The organism is Streptomyces sp. NPDC046931 (assembly GCF_040644655.1).
In the GTDB taxonomy this organism is placed as follows: Bacteria; Actinomycetota; Actinomycetes; order Streptomycetales; family Streptomycetaceae; genus Streptomyces.
Map to the genome: position 1 here is coordinate 1 of NZ_JBEYWX010000033.1, position 19,050 is coordinate 19,050.

Genomic DNA, 19,050 nt, shown 5'->3' on the forward strand with positions numbered 1-19,050 from the left:
GCCCACCTTCGGCAAGGGGCGGCGCGGCTTTCAGCTCGGGATGCGGATGACTCATACCCTGACGGTACCCGGAGAGCGGGACAGGGTGATCCACTGCCTGTGTGACCTCCTTTTCCGGACGGAGCGGGATACCCGCAGCGGGTGCCTCGGCATGATCGGATCACGCCGGCGGCCGGAACAGGCAGGGGTGAACGCGGTACCACCTTCCGTGGCCGAACCGTTCGCCCGGTGCTGGAGAAGATCTCGTGCACCCTGTCGTGTTTTCCGGCGTTCGCCACCTCCCGGTGGGCCTCGGCACTGGTCCACTCGAAGTAGTCGGGACGCAGGTGCCCTCGGCGCTCAGGACCAAGTGGGCCGAGAGCGCCCCGAGGCAGCTTCCTTCGCCGGGCAGACAGTTGGCGGTGTCCCCGAAGCGCTCGCCGCCCCCGCCAGCCATGCCGGAACCCGATGTGGTGCCCCATGAACTCGACGACGAGGTCGGGCGGGGCGGCTCGGCCGTGGTCTCGAGCCGGTCCCGGGAAGTCGAAGGTGACGTCCGTGACCGCGAGGAGCAGCCCCGCACGACGTCCGGGTGGCGTGGGACTGCGGCGCAGCCGCAGCGATACGCGAAGCCCCCGTCCGCGATCACACAGAAGAAACACGTCACCCGCTGAGAGCCAATGCGACGGTCGGTGCGCGAGTGATGGGACGCACGCCCGGCATTCGATCTGATGCGGTGCCAGGAGGCGTTCTCATGGACTCGCGGCGCTCATGAGCGGCTCGTGGGGTGATGTCGTTCGGCGCCGTCTGGTCCACGACTGGTCCGGGAGAGACTCCCTTGGGTGTCAGACAGTAGCGCGAAGGCTCCAGTTAATCACAGAGTGTAGGCGTTATTTCGGGTTGCCTGGAGCACAACGATGCCTCCAGGCAACCCGGCTTCAGGCTCTAGAAGAAGCCAGGCTTCTGAGGGCTGTAGGAACAAAGAATGTTCTTCGTCTCATGCTGGTACACGAGCAGTACCCACGCTGACCTGCGGTGACGGCACGCCGTCGGCGGGCGGCTGACAGCGTGGTCCGGGAATGGCCCGGATCTTGGTCTCGGACATGTGGCCGGGACTACCCCTCGACCTCCTCCGTACGAGCGTTGACCGCGCAGCTGCCGCCGGCCGGGGGTGCGGGGAGCACTTGACGACTTCGACGACCGTCGTCGTCCTCCAGGGGCCATCCCCGCGACCGTGGAGGCGGAACTGGCCGACGGCGAGGAGGCCAAGCTGATGCGCTTGCGCCAGACGTGGCCATCAGCAAGTGCTTCGGCGGCCCCGAAGGCGCCCTCGACTGAAGATTCCCCGTGATCTCGGAGCCGGTTCTGTCACGCGGCGAGGGCATCCGTGGCCTTCACACACCTCGTCGGCGTCCGGTTCGCCGCACCCTCAGATGCGGGCGAAGACGTTGACTACCACTCCGATGTAGAGAATGACGAGGATGGTCCAGAAGGTGTAGACGATGCCGGGATACCGGATGTAGAGAGGTATCCGGATAGTCGGGTAACGCTTACGAAGTTCACGTGGGGTCGGCGTACCTCCGAACTGCTGCTGAAGAGCCGCCTTACGCCACACCTTGTCGAGTTCGGCCTCACGCCACTGGCGGGGATTGATCATGACGGCGGCGCGGTCGTCACCAACGACGAGCACCGCGCCGGCGATGCCGCTGGACTTGATATGGGTCCGGGCCACGAAGCCGGGCCCTTCGATGACGGTCAGCCGGCGCGCCCAGTCACGCACCAGGACGGCGCCGTCCACGAGTGCCACATACGTGTTCAGGGTGTGCAGGACCGCATAGGCCACATACCACAGGAAGGGGAGAGCGACGAGGGCCATGGCCGCGGGTACCGCCATCGGCCCGAGCCCCTCACTGGTGCCGCGCCCGCCCGCGAACATGCGCGCCATGCTTATACCCGGCACGATGACCGCCGGTACGATTGCCAGTGCCACGCGCCCGAACCGGCTCTTGTCCGGGGATACGAAAAGCTCTGTACGGCGGTCACTCACAGCTGCTCTCCGGTCTCTCCACATGCAGCGACAAAACGAAGGTCGTCACAGACATCATCCGCCCCCAACTCCGTTCCACTCCTGTTCACTTCTGCGCTCCTTCAGTGAATCCCGGTGCCCCCGGTAGGCACAACTGCCTTCGCTGCAGGTCGGATTCAGACCGCAGAGGGCTGAGATCCCTCATCTCGAACACCGGCTCCGGCAGGCGCTCGAACCGCTCGAACCTCGCCTGTAAACGAGCCGTGAGGTGAGGTGAGGTGAGGGGCCAGGGCAGGGTTCCTTGCGCTTGGCGGTGATGCCGGTGGCACGGACCGTAGGTCGTCTTCCGCCACTCCTGGACCGCGTCCCACGCCTGCTGGGCCTGGGCGCGGCCGTTGGCCTCGGCCATCAGGGGCAGCCAGGTCCCGAAGTCGGCGTCGAAGGAGTTCGAGATCTCGACCTCGGCGCCACCGGGAGCCACCAGGGTGGAGGTGTGCGAGCTCCACGAAGCGATATGCGCACCCACGTGACTGACCACTTGCGTGACGGTCGCCTGGTAATGGCCTGCCTGGTCCCACGCGACCGCGAACAGCTGTCCGGCGCCGAGGCCCACGAGCAGACCCTTTTCGAAGAACTACAGGCACTGGCCGCCCGGTTTCTGACGGAAGTTCGGCCAGCCGTACAGGGCACCGGCGCCAACGGCGACGACCAGGGGGAAGGATGGAGATCGGCGGAGGGGGGTGAGGGATCTCCGTGGGAGGAACGTGTTCGAGATCGACGCGCTGTGGCTGCTGGTGGCAGTGGCGAGACAGGGTCGTTCACGAAAGCGGCGGTCCGGCTCAGCTACACACAGTCCGCGGTGTCCCGGCGGATCGCCGCGCTGGAACAGCAGGTCGGCGGGCCTCTGTTCGAACGCCTACCTCGGGGCGTACGGCTCAATTCCGCGGGCCGTACGCTGCACCGGCACGCCCTGGAGGTGCTCGACCGGCTGTCGCGGGCGGAGCGGGAGCCGGCCGTGCTGCATGCGGGGCGTGGCGGTCTGCTGCGCGTGGGCGCGTTCGCGACCGCCAACATCTCGCTGACGCCCACCGCCCTGCGGGCACTCCGGGACGTCAGGCCGGATGTCGAGGTCGTCTCGGTCGAGGGCTGGACCGACACGCTGATGGAGCGCCTCGCGGACGGGGCGCTGGACCTGGCCGTGGTGAGCGACTACCTGTCCGGTCTGCCGTCGGCCGACGGTGTCACGACGAACGTGCTGTGCGAGGACGAGTTGTTCGTGGCTCTCCCACGCGAGCACCGCCTGGCCGGAGCCGAGGCGGTCGACCTGCGTGAACTGCACGACGAGGCGAGGCTCCACAGCGCGTACGGCGATCGTCCCACGATGCTCGCCGACGCCTGCGCGCGGGCGGGCTTCAGGCCCAGGAAGATCATCCGGATCGCGGAGTGGACGGCGAAGTTCGGCTACGTGGCCGCCGGGTTGGGAGCGGCGCTGGTTCCCTCGCCGGCCGCACGGGCGGTCCCCGACGAACTCGTCCTGTGCCGCCACGGCACCCAAGATATCGACACCAGGGAGGCGGGCATGCCCACTCCAGACAAGCGCGCGTGCCGGCCGAAGCCCGGAGTGTCCGTTCCTCAAGAAGTAGCGACAATCCGGGCACCGGCCGGATAAATGCCCTGTTCGCGGCCTGTGGTCCTTACGCCTGCGGGTGTGGTGTGTGGGTTGCTTCCCTCTTTTTCTGGATGTTCACAGGCCGTGACTCCGAGTCCCAGGTGCCTGGAGGTCGAAAGCTCCCGCCGGGCATGCGACTTGTGGCTCTAGAAGAACCCGAGCCTCTTCGGACTGTATGAAACCAGAAGGTTCTTCGTCTGCTGATAGTGCTCCAGCATCATCTTGTGGGTCTCGCGGCCGATGCCCGAGCCCTTGTAGCCGCCGAACGCGGCGTGTGCCGGGTACGCGTGGTAGCAGTTGGTCCAGACGCGGCCCGCCTGGATGGCGCGGCCCGCGCGGTACGCGGTGTTGACGTCCCGAGTCCACACGCCGGCCCCGAGCCCGTACAGCGTGTCGTTGGCGATCTTGATGGCGTCGTCGAAGTCGTCGAAGGACGTGACCGACACGACCGGCCCGAAGATCTCCTCCTGGAAGATCCGCATCCGGTTGTCACCCTCGAAGATCGTCGGCTGGACGTAGTAGCCGCCCTTCAACTCACCGTCATGCTCGATGCGTTCCCCGCCCGTGAGAACCTTCGCGCCTTCCTGCTTGCCGATGTCCAGATAGGAGAGGATCTTCTCCAACTGGTCGTTCGAGGCCTGGGCGCCGATCATCGTGTCCGTGTCCAGCGGGTGCCCGGTCTTGATCAGCTCGGTGCGGGCGACGGCCGCCTCCATGAACTCGGCGTACTGCCCTCGCTGCACCAGGGCCCGCGACGGACATGTGCACACCTCACCCTGGTTGAGCGCGAACATCGTGAAGCCTTCCAGCGCCTTGTCGCGGAAGTCGTCGTTCGCCGACCAGACGTCGTCGAAGAAGATGTTCGGGGACTTGCCGCCCAGTTCCAGCGTGACCGGGGTGATGTTCTCGGAGGCGTACTGCATGATGAGCCGCCCTGTCGTGGTCTCGCCCGTGAACGCCACCTTGGCGACGCGCGGACTGGAGGCCAGCGGCTTGCCCGCCTCCACGCCGAACCCGTTCACGATGTTCACCACGCCCGGCGGCAGCAGGTCGGCGACCAGGCTCAGCCAGTAGTGGATGGACGCCGGGGTCTGCTCGGCCGGCTTGAGGATGACGGCGTTGCCGGCCGCCAGGGCCGGCGCGAGCTTCCACGTTGCCATGAGGATGGGGAAGTTCCAGGGAATGATCTGCGCGACCACACCGAGCGGCTCGTGGAAGTGGTACGCCACCGTGTCGTCGTCGACCTCGCCCAGCGAACCCTCCTGCGCCCGGATCGCGCCCGCGAAGTAGCGGAAGTGGTCGATGGCGAGCGGGATGTCCGCGGCCAGGGTCTCCCGAACGGGCTTGCCGTTCTCCCAGCTCTCGGCCACTGCGAGCCGCTCCAGGTTGGCCTCCATCCGGTCGGCGATCTTCCGGAGGATGTCGGAGCGCTCGGTCACCGACGTACGGCCCCAGGCGGGCGCCGCGGCGTGTGCCGCGTCCAGCGCGCGTTCCACGTCCACGGCGGTGCCCCGGGCGATCTCCGTGAACGGCTGCCCGCTCACCGGCGTCGGATTCTCGAAGTACTGGCCGCGGGCCGGCGGCACGTACTCGCCGCCGATGAAGTGGTCGTAGCGGGCCTGGTAGGAGACGATCGCGCCCTCGGTGCCGGGCGCTGTGTAACGGGTCATGCGGGTCGGCCTCCCGGGAAAGCGCTGCCCGCCGTTGGGCAGCTCTCGGCGCGAGGCTAGGCGCGCGGACGTTGCGAGTACGTTGCGCCACCCCCTTCGGGCCCCTGGGCGCTGCCGCCCGACCCCTCAGCGAGGTCCCGCCGGACGTGCCCATCCCGCCGGTGCCGCGAGCTCCGACTCCAGCTCGTCGAGCCGCGCCCGTACGTCCGCCGTCGGCCGCACTGCCACGAGCGCCCGCCAGACGTCGAGGTCGTCCTCTGCCCACGGCGCGTGAGCCCAGTCCGCCAGCAGATCGGGGTCGCGGCGGGCGATGAGCGCCATCCGCAGACCGTCGGCCAGCCTGCGCCGTAGCAGTGCCACCGCCGGCGCCTGCGAACCCGGCAGCAACGGCCCCGGGTACGCGGCCACGGCCTCCGCGAGTGCCCCCGCCGCCAACCGGCGCTCGACCACAACGACATCGGAGTCGACCGGGGCCGTGAGCCGGTAGGGACGTGAGGCCAGCAGCCCGGGGCCGAGTATCCGGCGCAGCCGTGCCAGCTCGGCGCGCAGCGTAACCGGTGTCACCGACTCGTCCTCGTACAGCGCGCACAGCAGTTCGTCCCCGCTCAGACCTTCGGGATGCCGGGCCAGCAGCACCACGATCTCGCTGTGGCGGCGACTGAGCCGTACCTGCCGGCCACGAATGCGAAGCCGCGCCTCATCGCGGCCCAGCGCGGTCAGCTCCAGCGTGTCCGCCGGGGCCTTGGCCGGTGAAAGCAGCGCCAGCTGGGACTCGGCGGCCCGCGCCACCGCCTGGACGAACCCCAGACTGTGCGGGTGCGCGAGCCCGTCCCCACCGGTGATGTCCAGCGCGCCGAGCACCCGCCCGTTCCGCGGATCGTGCACGGGCGCCGCCGCGCACGTCCACGGCTGGACACGCCGTATGAAGTGCTCGGCCGCGAACACCTGTACCGGCCGGTCCACCGCTACGGCCGTCCCCGGTGCGTTCGTGCCCACCGCCGACTCCGCCCAGCGGGCCCCCGGTACGAAGTTCATCCGGTCGGCCCGCCGCCGTGTCGCCGGATCACCCTCGACCCAGAGCAGCCTGCCCTGCGCGTCGCACACCGCCAGCAGATGCTCGCCGTCCGCCGCGAACGGGCCCATCAGCTCGCGGATCAGCGGCATCACGCGTGCCAGCGGGTGCTCCGCCCGGTAGCAGCCGAGATCACCGTCCGACAGCTCCACCCGAGCGGTGCCGTCCGGCCCCACGCCCGCCCGAGCCGAGCGCCGCCACGAGTCGGCCACCACAGGACGTACCTTGCGCGCGACCGTCCCCGCCGCCGTGAACGACTCATGGGCGCGGCGCAGCTCCCGCACCCGCTCGACGGGATCGGCCCCCGGCTGCAGGGCCACCCACGGATCGGTCAATGCGGCCTCCCGGGACGGCGATGTGGTCGGGGACATCGTCACTCCCGGCGGGGGCGCCGACAACCGTCCGGACAGCCATCCACACGAACGAGACGCAACGAACCACCCCGGGCCCGAACTCAGGCACTGTCAGGCGACGTGGACGAGTCTCATATAGCGCGCCCAGTCCCAGTTCGGACCTGGATCCGTGTGGTCCGTCCCGGGAACCTCGTAGTGCCCGATGATGTGCGCCCTGTCCTTGGGGATGCCGTACCGCGTGCAGATGGCCGCCGTGAGCCTTGCCGACTCCTCGTACAGTGCGTCCGTGAAGTACCCGGGCCGTTCCACCCACCCTTCGTGCTCGATACCGATGCTGCGTGTGTTGTAGTCCCAGTTACCCGCGTGCCAGGCGATGTCGTGCTCGCGGACGCACTGGGCGATGTGCCCGTCCGCCGACCGGACGACATAGTGCGCGGACACTTTCTTCCGAGGGTTCTGGAAGATGCCGAGCGTGGTGGTGTATGTCGCTTGCGTCACATGGATGACGACATGGTCCAGCGGCTGGCTCGCGGGCCGGTCCGCGGACGTGTAGTTGGCGGAGTCCGCCGAGAGCCAGTCGGCGGAGGGGTGGTCGACCATCCGGGGCCGGGCGCGCGCAGGAGCCGTCGGGAGCAGAACGTAGGGGATCGCGCCGAGGGCAGCGCCCTTCAGCAACCGCCGTCTACTGGTCAAGGAGCTGGCTCGCTGCGACTCGGCTCGTTTCATGGGGACAGCGCCTTCCGTACCCGAAGTTCCGAAATGTGTGAATCTCGTCTCTCGTGTACTCAACGCCCCCGTGCGGCCGTCGTTTCGCGTGTCCGGGTGTGGATCTCGCGTCGCCTCGCGTGTGCGCGCGGCGATTCCCCGACCACCGCGGCTCGCGCAGGTACGGTCGCCGTCGTGAAGGCGACCCCTCTCGCCCGTCATGTGAACCCCCCCGATTCGACTCGCACGCAACCGCCGCCCGACGGCTGCGTCTTGTGTGCATCACGTTACGGTGCCCGGCGGTCGCGCCGGGGGAGGCCGGTGTCTTCGGTGGACAACGCGGGAACTGTGGACAACTCCGCCACCCGTGGGAGGGAGGGCGGCCCGTCCCCTCGAGGCCCCGAGCGGTATCGGCCCGGGAGTCCCCTCATCTCCGCCCGGCCACCGCCGCCGGATCGTCGAGCACCGCTCGCACCACCGAGTGCGCGGCGCCGAGCAGCGGGCCTTCGGGTCCCAGCCGCGAGACGGTCACGGCGCACGCCGGACCGGCAGTTCGGCGCGCCAACTCCCCTTCCAGGGAGGGCAGGAGCCAGGGTGCGAGCGCGGCCAGCGCTCCGCCGAGCACCACGGCCTGCGGGTCCAGCAGGTTCACCGCACCGGTCAGCGCGATGCCGAGTGCGGTCCCGGCCCCGCGCAGGGCACGGCGTACGTCCTGGTCGCCCTGCGCGGCGAGTTCGGCCAGAAGTGCCACGCGGTCCTCGCCGGGCGACAGTCCGGCCGCACGCAGCACCGCCTCCTCGCCGGCGTACTGCTCCAGGCAGCCACGCCCGCCGCACATGCACAGCGGTCCCTCCGGGCGTACGGGCACATGGCCCAGCTCGCCCGCGAAACCGCGGGTGCCCCGCAGCAGCCGCCCGTCCACCACGACGGCGCCGCCGATGCCGATCTCCGCCGAGACATGCAGGAAGTCACGTGGTGTGTCGTCGCCGAGCCAGAGTTCCGCCAGGGAGCCGAAGTTGGCCTCGTTGTCCACGGTCAGGGGCAGTTCGGACGGCAGGAGCGGGCCCAGGTCGACGTCGTGCCAGTCGAGATTGGGGGCGCGGACCACGGTTCGGGCGTCGCGCGCCACCAGACCCGGCACCGCGACCGCCAGTCCCGCAGGCCACAGCCCTTCCCGCTCCGCCTCGGTGACGACCTGCCGCACCAGGCCGGTCAGTTCGACGAGTACCGGCTGCGGGGCGCGGCCCCGGTTCGTGCCGTGCCGCACCGCCCGCACCCGTATGACCCCTCGCAGATCCACCGCACACACCGCCAGGTGGTCCACCCCGATCTCCGCGCCGATCCCCGCCGGGCCCTGTCCGCTGACGGCCAGGGCGGAACCCGGGCGTCCCACCCGTCCGGGACGTTCCGGCCCCAGCTCCTCGAGCAGCCCCGCCCCGATCAGCTCGTCCACCAGGGTGGAGACCGCTGCCCGGGTCAGTCCGATCTGTGAGGCGACCGCGGCGCGCGAGAGGGGTCCCTCGGCGCTCACGGTGTGCATGACCCGCGCCAGATTGCGGCGGCGCATGCCCTGCTGGGTGTCGGGCAGCCGACGGCCGGGGCTGGACGGATGGGTCTCGTGCAGCGGTGGGGTCATGCCTCCCTCGGATCCCGTCAGTGCCGTTCCGGTTCCCGCTCCAGCAGCGGCTCCGCGTCGGAGAGTACTCCGGCGATCCTGGCGAGGGTCGCCTCGTCCCGTTCCACGGCCTCCAGCACCGGGCCGCGGGCGGTGTCCCAGCGCCGGGCGACGGCGGCAGGGTCCTCACCGGTCAGCAGTCCGGCGGCCTGTGCGGCGGCGCCCAGGGCGACGAGTTCCCTGGCCTCGGGCACCTGCACGGGACGCCCGGAGAGACGTCGCACGGTCCCCTGCCACGCCGCCCCCCGCGCACCGCCACCGATGAGCAGCAGCGGAGCCGTGCGGTCCGCGTCCGTGTCGAGCACCAGGTCGAGAGCGCCGAGCAGCGAGTGCACGGCGCCGTCGTAGGCGGCCTGGAGCAGCTGCCCCGCGGTCGTGTCGTGGCGCAGCCCGTGCAGCAGGCCCGACGCATGCGGGAGGGCGGGGGTGCGCTCACCGTCGAGGTAGGGCAGCAGTGTCACTCCCGTAGCCGGCTCGACGGCCTCACGGTCCAGGCCCAGCAGGGCGGCGATCCGGTCGACGGCGAGCGTGCAGTTCAGGGTGCAGGCCAACGGCAGCCAGTCGCGGTGTGCGTCCGCGAAGCCCGTCACGGTCCCGGTCGGGTCGGCGGGGCGTCGATTCGAGAGGGCGTAGACCGTGCCCGAGGTGCCGAGGCTCAGTACCGCGGTCCCGGGGCAGAGCCCGAGGCCCAGCGCGGCCGCGGCGTTGTCACCGGTGCCCGGAGCGACCAGGGTGCCCTTCGAAAAGGGCAGGTCATGGGCGTCGCGCACGGTGCCGGCCACCTCTCCGGGCCGGACCACGCGTGGCAGCAGGGCCGGGTCCAGGCCCACATGGGCGAGAATCTCCTCGTCGTACGCCTCGGTCGCCGTCGCCCACCAGCCCGTGCCGGACGCGTCACCACGGTCCGTCGTGCCCCGCCCGGTGAGGCGTTCGGTCAGATAGTCGTGGGGCAGCCGTACGGCCGCCGTCGCGCGGACGGCCTCGGGCTCGTGTTCGGCCAGCCACGCCCACTTCGTGACCGTGAAGGACGGGCCGGGAACGCTTCCGGTGCGTTCCGCCCAGACCTTCGGGCCGCCCAGCTCCTCGACCAGCCGGCGGGCCTGCGGAGCGGACCGTACGTCGTTCCACAGCAGGGCCGGACGCACCGGGTCGCCTTGTGCGTCCAGGGTGACCAGGCCGTGCTGCTGGCCGCCGATCGACACCGCGGCGGCCTCGTGGGCCGGTTCGCCGCACTGGTGCAGAGCCTCGCACAGGGCCTCCCACCACTGGCGGGGGTCGCTTTCGCGGCCCGCCCCCGTCGAGACGGTGTGCGGTGCCTGCCCGCTCGCCACCACCCGTCCGGTCGATGCGTCGACGACCAGGGCCTTGGTGGACTGGGTGGATGAGTCCACCCCGACGACGAGCGGACCCTCGGCTGCTGACATCGGGCTCTCCCTTTTCCGCGGCTAGCGGGATCCGGCCTGCCGGCGGGGCGTGCCGGGGCGGGCGCGGCGCGTGGTCCGCCCCTTGTCACCGTACGCAGCCCCCTTACGAGGACACACCGTCTCTTCCCAGAGATGCCACCGCATACTAATTTGTTAAGCGCCATGACGAAATAGTCTCAGCGAGCAAGGAGCCGCGGCATGAGCCACCAGCCCACCCCCGAGGACAGGTTCACCTTCGGCCTGTGGACCGTCGGCTGGCAGGGAAGGGACCCGTTCGGCGACGCCACCCGGCGCGCCCTGGACCCGGTCGAGACGGTGCAGCGGCTCGCCGAGCTCGGGGCCTACGGCGTGACCTTCCACGACGACGACCTGATCCCCTTCGGGTCCTCGGACAGCGCGCGTGAGGCGCACATCAAGCGCTTCCGTCAGGCGCTCGACACGACCGGGATGGCCGTGCCGATGGCCACCACCAACCTCTTCACCCACCCCGTCTTCAAGGACGGCGCCTTCACCGCCAACGACCGCGACGTCCGCCGCTACGCTTTGCGCAAGACCATCCGCAACATCGACCTGGCGGTGGAACTCGGCGCCAGGACCTACGTCGCCTGGGGCGGCCGGGAAGGCGCCGAGTCCGGGGCGGCCAAGGATGTGCGCGTCGCGCTGGACCGCATGAAGGAGGCCTTCGACCTCCTCGGTGAGTACGTCACCACCCAGGGCTACGACCTGCGCTTCGCCATCGAACCCAAGCCGAACGAGCCGCGCGGTGACATCCTGCTGCCGACGGTGGGTCATGCTCTCGCCTTCATCGAACGCCTGGAGCGCCCGGAGCTGTACGGCGTCAACCCCGAGGTGGGGCACGAACAGATGGCCGGACTCAACTTCCCGCACGGCATCGCCCAGGCACTGTGGGCGGGCAAGCTCTTCCACATCGACCTCAACGGCCAGTCCGGCATCAAGTACGACCAGGACCTGCGCTTCGGAGCCGGCGATCTTCGGGCCGCTTTCTGGCTGGTCGACCTCCTGGAGAGCGCCGGTTACAGCGGACCCCGCCACTTCGATTTCAAGCCGCCGCGGACCGAGGACCTCGATGGGGTATGGGCGTCGGCGGCGGGGTGCATGCGCAACTACCTCGTCCTGAAGGAGCGTTCGGCTGCCTTTCGTGCGGACCCGGAGGTCCGGGAGGCCCTGCGCGCGTCCCGTCTGGACCAGCTGGCGCAGCCGACCGCCGCGGACGGGCTGGAGTCGCTGCTCGCGGACCGTGGTGCCTTCGAGGAGTTCGACGTGGAGGCGGCCGCCGCGCGCGGAATGGCCTTCGAGCGCCTGGACCAGCTGGCCATGGACCATCTGCTCGGAGCCCGCGGCTGATCACCGCGGCTCGTCCCCGTCTGCCGGGCCCCGCACGGAATGCCGCGGAACCATGTCATCAGTGAGATGAGTGCGTATCAACTTCTGCGCGTGGGTCGCGCCATGGCGGGTTCGAGGCGATTCTTGACGGTATGGCTATGCCGCCGATGCCACCCGGTCCGCCGGGAGACACGCCACCCTGGCACGACGACGGGTTCGGTCCGCCGCCCGGAGGACATGGACTCCCTCCCGGGGGTTACGGACCGCCGCCTGGCGGAGGTCACGGATCGTCGGGTGGCGGCCGGTCGTCGTGGGGCGGCGGTGACGGGATGCCGCCGGACCCGCCGCCGGGCGGACCGCGCCGCCCGGCCCTCTTCCTCGTACTCGCCGTGATCGTGGCGCTGGGGATCATCGCCGTGGTCCTGGTGGTGCACAGCGGTGACGGATCCCCGAAGCAGAAGCCGAGCCCCGGGAGCGACGGGAGCACGAGCCGCTCGGCCGCTCCGTCCCTGGGCATCCCGTCCGCATTTCCGACCGCACTGCCCTCACGGCTGCCCTCGGGCCTGCCGACCACGCTGCCATCGGGGTTCCCCACCAAGCTGCCCAGCGGCTTTCCGACTGCCGTCCCGAGCGGTATCGAGTCGCTCTTCGCGGACCCGGCGGCGACGCCGTGACCAAGCCCGTTCCGGGCGGGTGGGGAGCGGCGGAACCGCCGCGTACGCCACACGCGCGTGCGCCCCGATGAGCGGAGCACACGCGCGTGGCGGTCGGCGACGCGCTCAGACCCCCTGCGGCAGCCGCACGTACACGACCGTCGTCTCGATGCCGCTGTCGACCAGCCGGCCCTGCGCGTCGAACGCACCGGGACCGTCCGTCATCCCGAAGTCGTTGTCGTTGACGAGCGCGAGGGTGTGGTGATCCACGCGCGCGATGCCCTCGATCTTCCCGGGCACGCCCTCGACCTTGCCGAGATCGACGACCAGTCGCTTGTCCAGTACCGGAACACCGGAGGCGGCCGGGTCGTCCAGCTGCTCCAGGGACGGGGAGGTGGTGTCGTCGTCGTAGCGGCCACCCAGGATGTCCGCGCTCCGCGTGAGCCGGACCAGCTGGATCCGCGCCGCCTTGTCGGTGCGCTCCTCGACGAGGAGCTTGTCACCTCCGACGGCCACCACGGAGGAGATCTTCAGCTCCGAGGTGTCGTCCTCGCTCGGGTCCACGACGTTCACCGGGTCGAACCGGTACGCGTACTCCGCGGTCACGGCCCGCTTCCGCGGGGAGAAGCGCAGCAGACGTGTGGTGCGCGAGGCGTCCCCCACGTCGCCGTCGGGCAGGGACAACGGGCTCTGCAGGGCCATCACCAGATCGCCGTCGGGGAGTTGAGCGAGTCCTTCGAAGCCACGGTTGACCTTCCGGTGCAGGAGGACGGACGGCAGCGCCTCGACGACCGGGTAGTCGGTGCCGCTCAGGTTCAGGCCCTTGGGCACGTACCTCGTGAGGACCTTCCCGCGCGCGGAGACATGGATCAGCGACGGTCCGTACTCGTCGATGAGCCAGAAGCTGCCGTCCTCGGCCCGCACAATGCCCTCGGTGTCGAGACCGTTCGGGTTGTACGCGAGGGCCTTCTGGGCGTTGTAGGTGTACGGCGCCTCGTCCCGGCCCTGCTGGTTGGACAGCCCTGTGACGGGCTTGCCGGAGGAGGTGGTGAGGGGGATCGCGGCGAGTACCTTCAGGCTGTCACCGCAGACGCGGATCTTCACGATCGCCGGGTCGAAGCCGGGTACCGGGAAGGTCCGGCGCTTCTTGCCGTCCACCTTGATCTGGCCGTTGGGCCCCCGGTCCGTCACGGTCCAGAACTCGCCCTTGCGGCCTGCCGGGTAGATGTCGCTGCCGATCCCGCCGAGCTCGATGCCGCGGTCGTCGTCCACCGTCCCGGGCAGCAACGCGTTGCTGAACGCGCCCAACGGGATCTCCCCGAGCGTGGCGGTGTGCGTCACCTCCGGCTGGTCGCTGTGTGCGCTCGCGGTGCCGGTGACCGCGAGGGCGGCCAGGACTGCGAGCGGTAGGCTCGCGGCGACAGAGCGGTGCACACGGCGTCGACCGGCTGCATGCGGGGACATCGAGCCTCCTGGGGCACAAGTTCGTTGACAGCGGCCAGAGTTGGCCCCGGTGCGGAACACCGCGCGACTGCCGGGTGAACGCAAGGCGTCGGCCATCGATCGGGTCGACGCCCGGCCCGGGAGCCACGCCGCGGACCTGCGCCGGCGCGCGTCGAACGGCCTGCGCGGGCGTGCGCCGAGCGGGCCTGTCGTGGATGATCGAGGTGGAGCTGTCAGGAGCCTGCCACGGGTCACGAGCACTTCCGTCAGGAGGCGGGCGGCCGTGCAGAGACGAGCGGGCCTGTCAGGGACGAGCGAGCTGGCTTCTCAGGGGTGAGTGGGGGATCCGTCTCAGGGTCCTCTCAGGGCCACGGCCCGGAACCGCGCGCAGGACGCACCCGTTCTCACAGCAGAGAGCGGCACTGACCGCGAAGGAGGCGACACATGTCGAAGAGCGCGAAGATCGCCACGGGGGGAGTGCTGGTCGGACTCCTGCTGTGGATATGGCTCCCCTGGTGGGCTGTCCTCCTGATCATCCTGGGAGTTCCCGCGGCCGCGTACCTCACCCTGGACCCGTCCCAGCGGCGCAGGCTGCGCCGCGTGACACGCAAGGAACTCGGCCGCTGAGGGCTAGCGGTCCGCCGCCTGCCCCGCCAATGCGCAGGAGTCGACCACGTCGCCACCCGCGGTCCTGCCGACGGTACGGTCCGCGGGCGGTCGCTCACCCCGCTCCACCCATGCGGTGAGCGCATCGAAGGCGGCGCGGTAGCAGGGCAGGATCGGCCGCAGCCGATCGGGAAAGGAGTCGTACAGCCCGTCGACGTGGGTGCCGCCCTGGACGGTGTAGAAGCGGTGCAGCGACCCCCGCCCGCTCTCCCGCACCATGCGTGCGTACACGTCCGAGTCCGTGGCCTTGGGCAGCAGCACATCCAGATCGCCGTGCAGCGTGATCAATGGCCTGCCGATCCGCCCGGTGAGCGCGACACGGGCCACCGCGCGGTGCACGGCCGCGGGCCGCGCCGCATAGTCGTACGCCGCGTCCGAGGGGCAGGGGGCAAGGATCTGCTCCGCCGTCGACCCGGCCGACGGACCGGGACATGCGGCGTCGTACGAGGGGTCGAACTCGGCGCGGTAGATCTTCTGGGTGACACCCCAGTACGCCCTCTCGTGGTAAGGCCAAAGGAATTCCGACCCACGCGGGTACCCCGCGGCGTACAGGTCCCCGTCCCGGGCCGAGCCCAGCGTGCGGGCCACGGCCACCGGCAGGGACGTCAGGAGGCCCTGACCCTCCACCGTCCACAGCGCGCCTTCCCAGTCCACCCCGCCGTCGTAGAGCTCGGGGTGGTGTTCCAGCTGCCAGCGCGTGAGGTAGCCGCCGTTGCTGATGCCGGTCATGTACGTGCGCCGGGGAGCGCGCCCGTAGCGCCCGGCCACCACACGCTTCGCGGCGAGCGTGAGCTGGGTCGTGCGACGGTTCCATTCGGCGACGGCATCGCCGGGCCGGGTCCCGTCGCGGTAGAAGTCCGGCCCGCTGTTGCCCTTGTCGGTCGCCGCATACGCGTAGCCCTGGGCGAGCACCCGGTCGGAGATCGCTGTGTCGGTCGCGTACTGCTTGCGCGTTCCGGGGGCTCCCGTCACGACGAGGCCGCCGTTCCACCGGTCGGGCAGGCGGATCACGAACTGGGCGTCGTGCCGCCAGCCGTGCGTGGTGTTGGTGTACGAGTCGTCCGGGAAGTACCCGTCGATCTGCAGTCCCGGAACGCCCGACGGATTGCGCGTCTCCCTGGCGGTCAGCCCGGCCTGGTCGGCCAGGTCCGTGTAGGGGGTTCCCGCGAGCCCGGATGTCGTCAGATCGTCCAGACAGGCGCTCCGCTGGAGCGCCGCACCCGGTACCCGCACCCGCTCCTGCCGCACGCAGTGGTCACCGCCGGCGGCCGCCGCGGGGCAGGTGACAGCCGAGGTCAGCAGAGCGGCGGCGCAGAGAGCGATGCTTCGGAACAGGCGCACGGAGGCCTCCGGGACACGACGGGAGTGGGACGGGTGCCCATGCTGCGACCACGGAAGCCCTTCGGCCATGGGCGCGGGCCACATGGAGCCCGACGGGCGTGTGGGGGCTGACGACGCATCTCCCGCCGGTCGCGCTATGTCGCGCTCGCCGTGCTCCGCCCGCCGCGCCGCGCTTTGTCCACGATGCTCTGCGCCCCGCCCACTGCGCTGCACGCGGCCGCGGCTTGGGCCCGGTCCGCGGCGTTGCGCCGGCCCACGGCGTCCCTCTGCCTGCCCCCGCCTCCGCCCCTCAGACCGGGCGGACGGCCAACTTGTCCAGCGCCTCGAGCAGCCCGGGCAACTTCGGGCCGCGGCCCACAGGGACAACCTCGCCGGGTTTCTCGTCGAGCAGCAAGAAGGCGATGTCGTCGGTTCTGGCCACCATGGACCAGCCGGGCCCGTCGGCGCGCAGGGTTCGGGCGTCGCCCGGTGCGAACGAGGAGCGAACGCGGCCGAGCGGCGGGGGAGTGTCCACGTAGGCATGTGCCTCCGCGAGGGCGCGGCGGATGTCGGTGCCGGCCTTGCCGCCACCGCTGTCCTCGGCGTTCTCCTCCTCTTCTCCGGCCGGTGCCGCAGGGTCCGCGGACGCGAAGAAGCCGTCGTCGAGCTGTTCTCGCCACACCGACCACTGGAGCGCGACCACGTCGGCCCCCAGGCGTCGTTGCGCCGGACCCCAGGTGTTGGTGTCCGGCGGGGAGAGCGGCTCGCGGTCGGTGAGTCCGGGAGCGGGGTCGTGCGGCGCGGGCAGACCCGGTGCCGCGACGGCCACCGCCAGGGGCCACCCCGGCAGTGCGGCGACGACCGTGCGCTCGTCCGGCGACAGCTCGTACTCCATGCCGCAGTCCCAGGACGCGATCGCCACAGCCACCAGCGACACGTCGTCGATGACCACGGTCCAGCGCGCACCATCGCCGTCCTGGCCGAGCACGAGGCCGTACCCGTCGGCCACGGGCGGCAGGTCTAGCGCCGCACAGGCCGCCGGATAGTCGTCGCCCAGCACGCTCGGGAACTGCGCGGGTGTCATCAGAGCCGCCGTCAGCACATACAGCGCGTCATCCTCGGCGGCGACGGCGTCCTCGTCCGTCCCGGCCATGCCGTCCTCCCTGTGGGTTCGTTCGTCGGCGCACCCTAATGCGCCCGCCGACCGGTTGTCACGAGTGCGAATCACATGAGGAACCGCAGTTCTCCGGCTGGAACGGGGCGAAACGGCCCAGTGCGACCCGGCTCAGGCGGTGGACAGTCCGAGCGGCGTGCGCTTGGCCGTCGACGGCGACTCGTCGCGCTCCCGTGCCGGCGCGTTTTTCTGGTCCATGTGCCTCTCGCGCTCTTCCACGTAGAGTTGGAATGCGGCCGCAGAAGGGGGACGGACGGTGAAGCGCTTCGAGCGGCTCGAACGGATCCGGCGCCTGGACCCCGAGAAGGACGCCCTGGAGATCTATCGGCTCAGTGCCGCCTACGAGTTCCCCTGGGACTACACGCGCGCCCTCGAGCTGGCCCTCTACCGCACGTACGCCGTCCCCTCCATCGGGCGGCTGCTCGCCGAGACCGCGGAGCTGACCGATCGTACGCAGAAGAGGTACGACGACACCTCGCTGCTCCTCGACACCGTCGTCGAGTACGGCTTCGACAGTGACGAGGGCCGGACCGCGATCCGCCGCATCAACCGGATGCACCGAAGCTACGACATCGGCAACGACGACATGCGGTATGTGCTCTGCACCTTCGTGGTGATGCCCAAGCGGTGGATCGACGCCTACGGATGGCGCAGGCTGTCCCGTCACGAGGCCGTCGCTTCCGCCGTTCACTACCGCACTCTGGGCCGGCACATGGGCATCAAGGGCATTCCGGAGACGTTCGAGGAGTTCGAAGCCTGTCTCGATGCCTACGAGGAGGCCCACTTCGCATGGGACCCGGCGGCCCGGCAGGTGTCGGACGCGACTTTGGACCTGATGGCCTCCTGGTATCCGAGCCCGCTCGCACCCCTGCTCCGCCGTACGACCCTCGCCCTGCTGGACGACTCACTCCTCGGCGCCTTCCGGTACGAGCCGCCGAGTGCGGCCACACGCGCGTTGGTGCGCCGTGCGGTCCGTGCCCGCGGCCGTGTCGTGCGCCTGATGCCCCCGCGCCGCGCTCCGCACTTCGCGCGGCAGAACTGGGAAATCAAGGGCTACCCCTCCGGCTATCGCATCGCCGACCTCGGCACCCATCCCGTCCCCGGTGTGAGAGGCTGCCCGGTCCGAAGGGAACAGGGCCCGGCGGCCACCCCCGCCGAGTGAGTCGGGTGCCGTCCATCGCCTCCGGGATCGGCCCAGCGGTGACCTCGACGGCGGTCGGGGCCCGGAAGACGGTGGCATCCGCTTCGTGATCCGTGTCGAGTCACGCCTCCCGCTCGGCAAGGGCGAGGAAGCGGGCGTGCTCGTCGACGTACGACGTCATGCACCAGCCGGAATCCGCCAGCAGAGGGCGCAGGTTGGACTCGGCGCGCAGGTCGCCGGGAGTGATCTGCCGGCCCTGACGGGCCGCGAGGGCCGCCCGGCCGATCGGATGGAAGAGCGCCAGCCGGCCGCCGGGCCGCACCACGCGGGCCAACTCCCGCAGGTTCCCGACCGGGTTCGGGAGATGGGCGATCAGACCCGCCGCGAACACCGCGTCGAGGGATTCCGCGCGCAGGGGCAGCGCGGCCACGTCGGCGAGCAGCAGCCGTCCGTCGCGGTGCCGTCCGGCCCGTACGGCGGCCTCCAGCATCGCCGGAGTGAGATCCGCCCCCAGGACCACTCCCGAGGGCCCGACGGCCGCGCGCAACGGTGGCAGAGCCCGGCCCGTGCCGCACCCGGCGTCGAGCACGCGGTCACCCTCGTGCAGCCCGAGAGCGGCGACCGCTGCGGCGTAGGCCGGGCCGTCGTCGGGGAACCGAGTGTCCCAGTCGGCCGCCCGCGCGGTGAAGAACTCCTGGACGTGTGTGTGGTCGTCGCTCATGTTCCGCATGATCCC

The 19,050-nt window shown here is 70.6% G+C and carries 15 protein-coding genes and 1 pseudogene; 5 read left to right on the forward strand and 11 right to left on the reverse strand.

Annotation, left to right across the window (positions count from 1 at the left end; all coding sequences use genetic code 11):
• Positions 1 to 1,408: 1,408 nt before the first annotated feature.
• Entirely contained in the window at positions 1,409 to 1,969 is a 561-nt protein-coding gene (locus ABZ876_RS34845; protein ID WP_361789331.1) for a hypothetical protein, read from the reverse strand.
• 142 nt (positions 1,970 to 2,111) lie between these two features.
• Positions 2,112 to 2,618 (reverse strand): hypothetical protein, encoded by a 507-nt coding sequence (locus ABZ876_RS34850; protein ID WP_361789333.1) that lies wholly within the window; start codon positions 2,616 to 2,618, stop codon positions 2,112 to 2,114.
• Positions 2,619 to 2,769: 151 nt separating this feature from the next.
• On the opposite strand from ABZ876_RS34850, the pseudogene ABZ876_RS34855 reads away from it, so the two are divergent.
• A pseudogene (locus tag ABZ876_RS34855) lies at positions 2,770 to 3,542 on the forward strand (LysR family transcriptional regulator); the annotation flags it as partial.
• Between the two features lie 278 nt (positions 3,543 to 3,820).
• Here ABZ876_RS34855 and ABZ876_RS34860 read toward each other — a convergent pair.
• From ABZ876_RS34860 to xylB, 5 genes are all read right to left on the reverse strand, one after another.
• Entirely contained in the window at positions 3,821 to 5,344 is a 1,524-nt protein-coding gene (locus ABZ876_RS34860) for an aldehyde dehydrogenase family protein (protein ID WP_361789335.1), read from the reverse strand.
• 126 nt (positions 5,345 to 5,470) lie between these two features.
• Positions 5,471 to 6,787, reverse strand: a complete 1,317-nt coding sequence (locus ABZ876_RS34865; RefSeq protein ID WP_361789337.1) for a GAF domain-containing protein — start codon at positions 6,785 to 6,787, stop codon at positions 5,471 to 5,473.
• Between the two features lie 93 nt (positions 6,788 to 6,880).
• Positions 6,881 to 7,495 carry an N-acetylmuramoyl-L-alanine amidase gene (locus ABZ876_RS34870; protein ID WP_361789339.1) on the reverse strand — a complete coding sequence of 205 codons (615 nt, stop codon included), beginning with the start codon at positions 7,493 to 7,495 and terminating at the stop codon, positions 6,881 to 6,883.
• Between the two features lie 406 nt (positions 7,496 to 7,901).
• A complete protein-coding gene (locus tag ABZ876_RS34875; protein WP_361789341.1) occupies positions 7,902 to 9,110 on the reverse strand; it encodes an ROK family transcriptional regulator in 1,209 nt (402 codons plus the stop codon).
• 17 nt (positions 9,111 to 9,127) lie between these two features.
• Entirely contained in the window at positions 9,128 to 10,573 is a 1,446-nt protein-coding gene (xylB, locus tag ABZ876_RS34880) for a xylulokinase (protein ID WP_361789343.1), read from the reverse strand.
• A gap of 198 nt (positions 10,574 to 10,771) precedes the next feature.
• Here xylB and xylA point away from each other — a divergent pair, with 198 nt between their 5' ends.
• Together xylA and ABZ876_RS34890 are read left to right on the forward strand one after the other, a co-directional pair.
• The gene (gene xylA / locus ABZ876_RS34885) at positions 10,772 to 11,938 is read left to right on the forward strand and encodes a xylose isomerase (protein ID WP_361789345.1); all 1,167 of its coding nucleotides are present in this window, start codon (positions 10,772 to 10,774) and stop codon (positions 11,936 to 11,938) included.
• Between the two features lie 308 nt (positions 11,939 to 12,246).
• Entirely contained in the window at positions 12,247 to 12,591 is a 345-nt protein-coding gene (locus ABZ876_RS34890) for a hypothetical protein (protein ID WP_361789347.1), read from the forward strand.
• Between the two features lie 105 nt (positions 12,592 to 12,696).
• Here the strand turns inward: ABZ876_RS34890 and ABZ876_RS34895 are convergent, their stop codons facing one another.
• Positions 12,697 to 14,034 carry an esterase-like activity of phytase family protein gene (locus ABZ876_RS34895; protein WP_361789349.1) on the reverse strand — a complete coding sequence of 446 codons (1,338 nt, stop codon included), beginning with the start codon at positions 14,032 to 14,034 and terminating at the stop codon, positions 12,697 to 12,699.
• Positions 14,035 to 14,457: 423 nt separating this feature from the next.
• Here ABZ876_RS34895 and ABZ876_RS34900 point away from each other — a divergent pair, with 423 nt between their 5' ends.
• Positions 14,458 to 14,640 (forward strand): hypothetical protein, encoded by a 183-nt coding sequence (locus ABZ876_RS34900; protein ID WP_361789351.1) that lies wholly within the window; start codon positions 14,458 to 14,460, stop codon positions 14,638 to 14,640.
• Between the two features lie 3 nt (positions 14,641 to 14,643).
• On the opposite strand, the gene ABZ876_RS34905 is transcribed toward ABZ876_RS34900, so the two are convergent.
• Both ABZ876_RS34905 and ABZ876_RS34910 read right to left on the reverse strand, forming a co-directional pair.
• On the reverse strand, positions 14,644 to 16,020 hold the full coding sequence (locus ABZ876_RS34905) for a tannase/feruloyl esterase family alpha/beta hydrolase (protein ID WP_361789353.1): 1,377 nt from the start codon (positions 16,018 to 16,020) through the stop codon (positions 14,644 to 14,646).
• Positions 16,021 to 16,309: 289 nt separating this feature from the next.
• The gene (locus ABZ876_RS34910; RefSeq protein WP_361789355.1) at positions 16,310 to 17,152 is read right to left on the reverse strand and encodes a hypothetical protein; all 843 of its coding nucleotides are present in this window, start codon (positions 17,150 to 17,152) and stop codon (positions 16,310 to 16,312) included.
• 277 nt (positions 17,153 to 17,429) lie between these two features.
• On the opposite strand from ABZ876_RS34910, the gene ABZ876_RS34915 reads away from it, so the two are divergent.
• Positions 17,430 to 18,335, forward strand: a complete 906-nt coding sequence (locus tag ABZ876_RS34915; protein ID WP_361789357.1) for an oxygenase MpaB family protein — start codon at positions 17,430 to 17,432, stop codon at positions 18,333 to 18,335.
• 100 nt (positions 18,336 to 18,435) lie between these two features.
• Here the strand turns inward: ABZ876_RS34915 and ABZ876_RS34920 are convergent, their stop codons facing one another.
• Entirely contained in the window at positions 18,436 to 19,035 is a 600-nt protein-coding gene (locus ABZ876_RS34920; RefSeq protein WP_361789359.1) for a class I SAM-dependent methyltransferase, read from the reverse strand.
• Positions 19,036 to 19,050: the final 15 nt, after the last annotated feature.

What these genes read in the sequence shown, in the direction of transcription:
- ABZ876_RS34860 (WP_361789335.1), bottom strand. Translation starts at nt 5,344, where the DNA reads ATGACCCGTTACACAGCGCCCGGCACCGAGGGCGCGATCGTCTCCTAC.
- ABZ876_RS34865 (WP_361789337.1), bottom strand. Translation starts at nt 6,787, where the DNA reads ATGTCCCCGACCACATCGCCGTCCCGGGAGGCCGCATTGACCGATCCG.
- ABZ876_RS34870 (WP_361789339.1), bottom strand. Translation starts at nt 7,495, where the DNA reads ATGAAACGAGCCGAGTCGCAGCGAGCCAGCTCCTTGACCAGTAGACGG.
- ABZ876_RS34875 (WP_361789341.1), bottom strand. Translation starts at nt 9,110, where the DNA reads ATGACCCCACCGCTGCACGAGACCCATCCGTCCAGCCCCGGCCGTCGG.
- xylB (WP_361789343.1), bottom strand. Translation starts at nt 10,573, where the DNA reads ATGTCAGCAGCCGAGGGTCCGCTCGTCGTCGGGGTGGACTCATCCACC.
- xylA (WP_361789345.1), top strand. Translation starts at nt 10,772, where the DNA reads ATGAGCCACCAGCCCACCCCCGAGGACAGGTTCACCTTCGGCCTGTGG.
- ABZ876_RS34890 (WP_361789347.1), top strand. Translation starts at nt 12,247, where the DNA reads ATGCCGCCGGACCCGCCGCCGGGCGGACCGCGCCGCCCGGCCCTCTTC.
- ABZ876_RS34895 (WP_361789349.1), bottom strand. Translation starts at nt 14,034, where the DNA reads ATGTCCCCGCATGCAGCCGGTCGACGCCGTGTGCACCGCTCTGTCGCC.
- ABZ876_RS34900 (WP_361789351.1), top strand. Translation starts at nt 14,458, where the DNA reads ATGTCGAAGAGCGCGAAGATCGCCACGGGGGGAGTGCTGGTCGGACTC.
- ABZ876_RS34910 (WP_361789355.1), bottom strand. Translation starts at nt 17,152, where the DNA reads ATGGCCGGGACGGACGAGGACGCCGTCGCCGCCGAGGATGACGCGCTG.
- ABZ876_RS34920 (WP_361789359.1), bottom strand. Translation starts at nt 19,035, where the DNA reads ATGAGCGACGACCACACACACGTCCAGGAGTTCTTCACCGCGCGGGCG.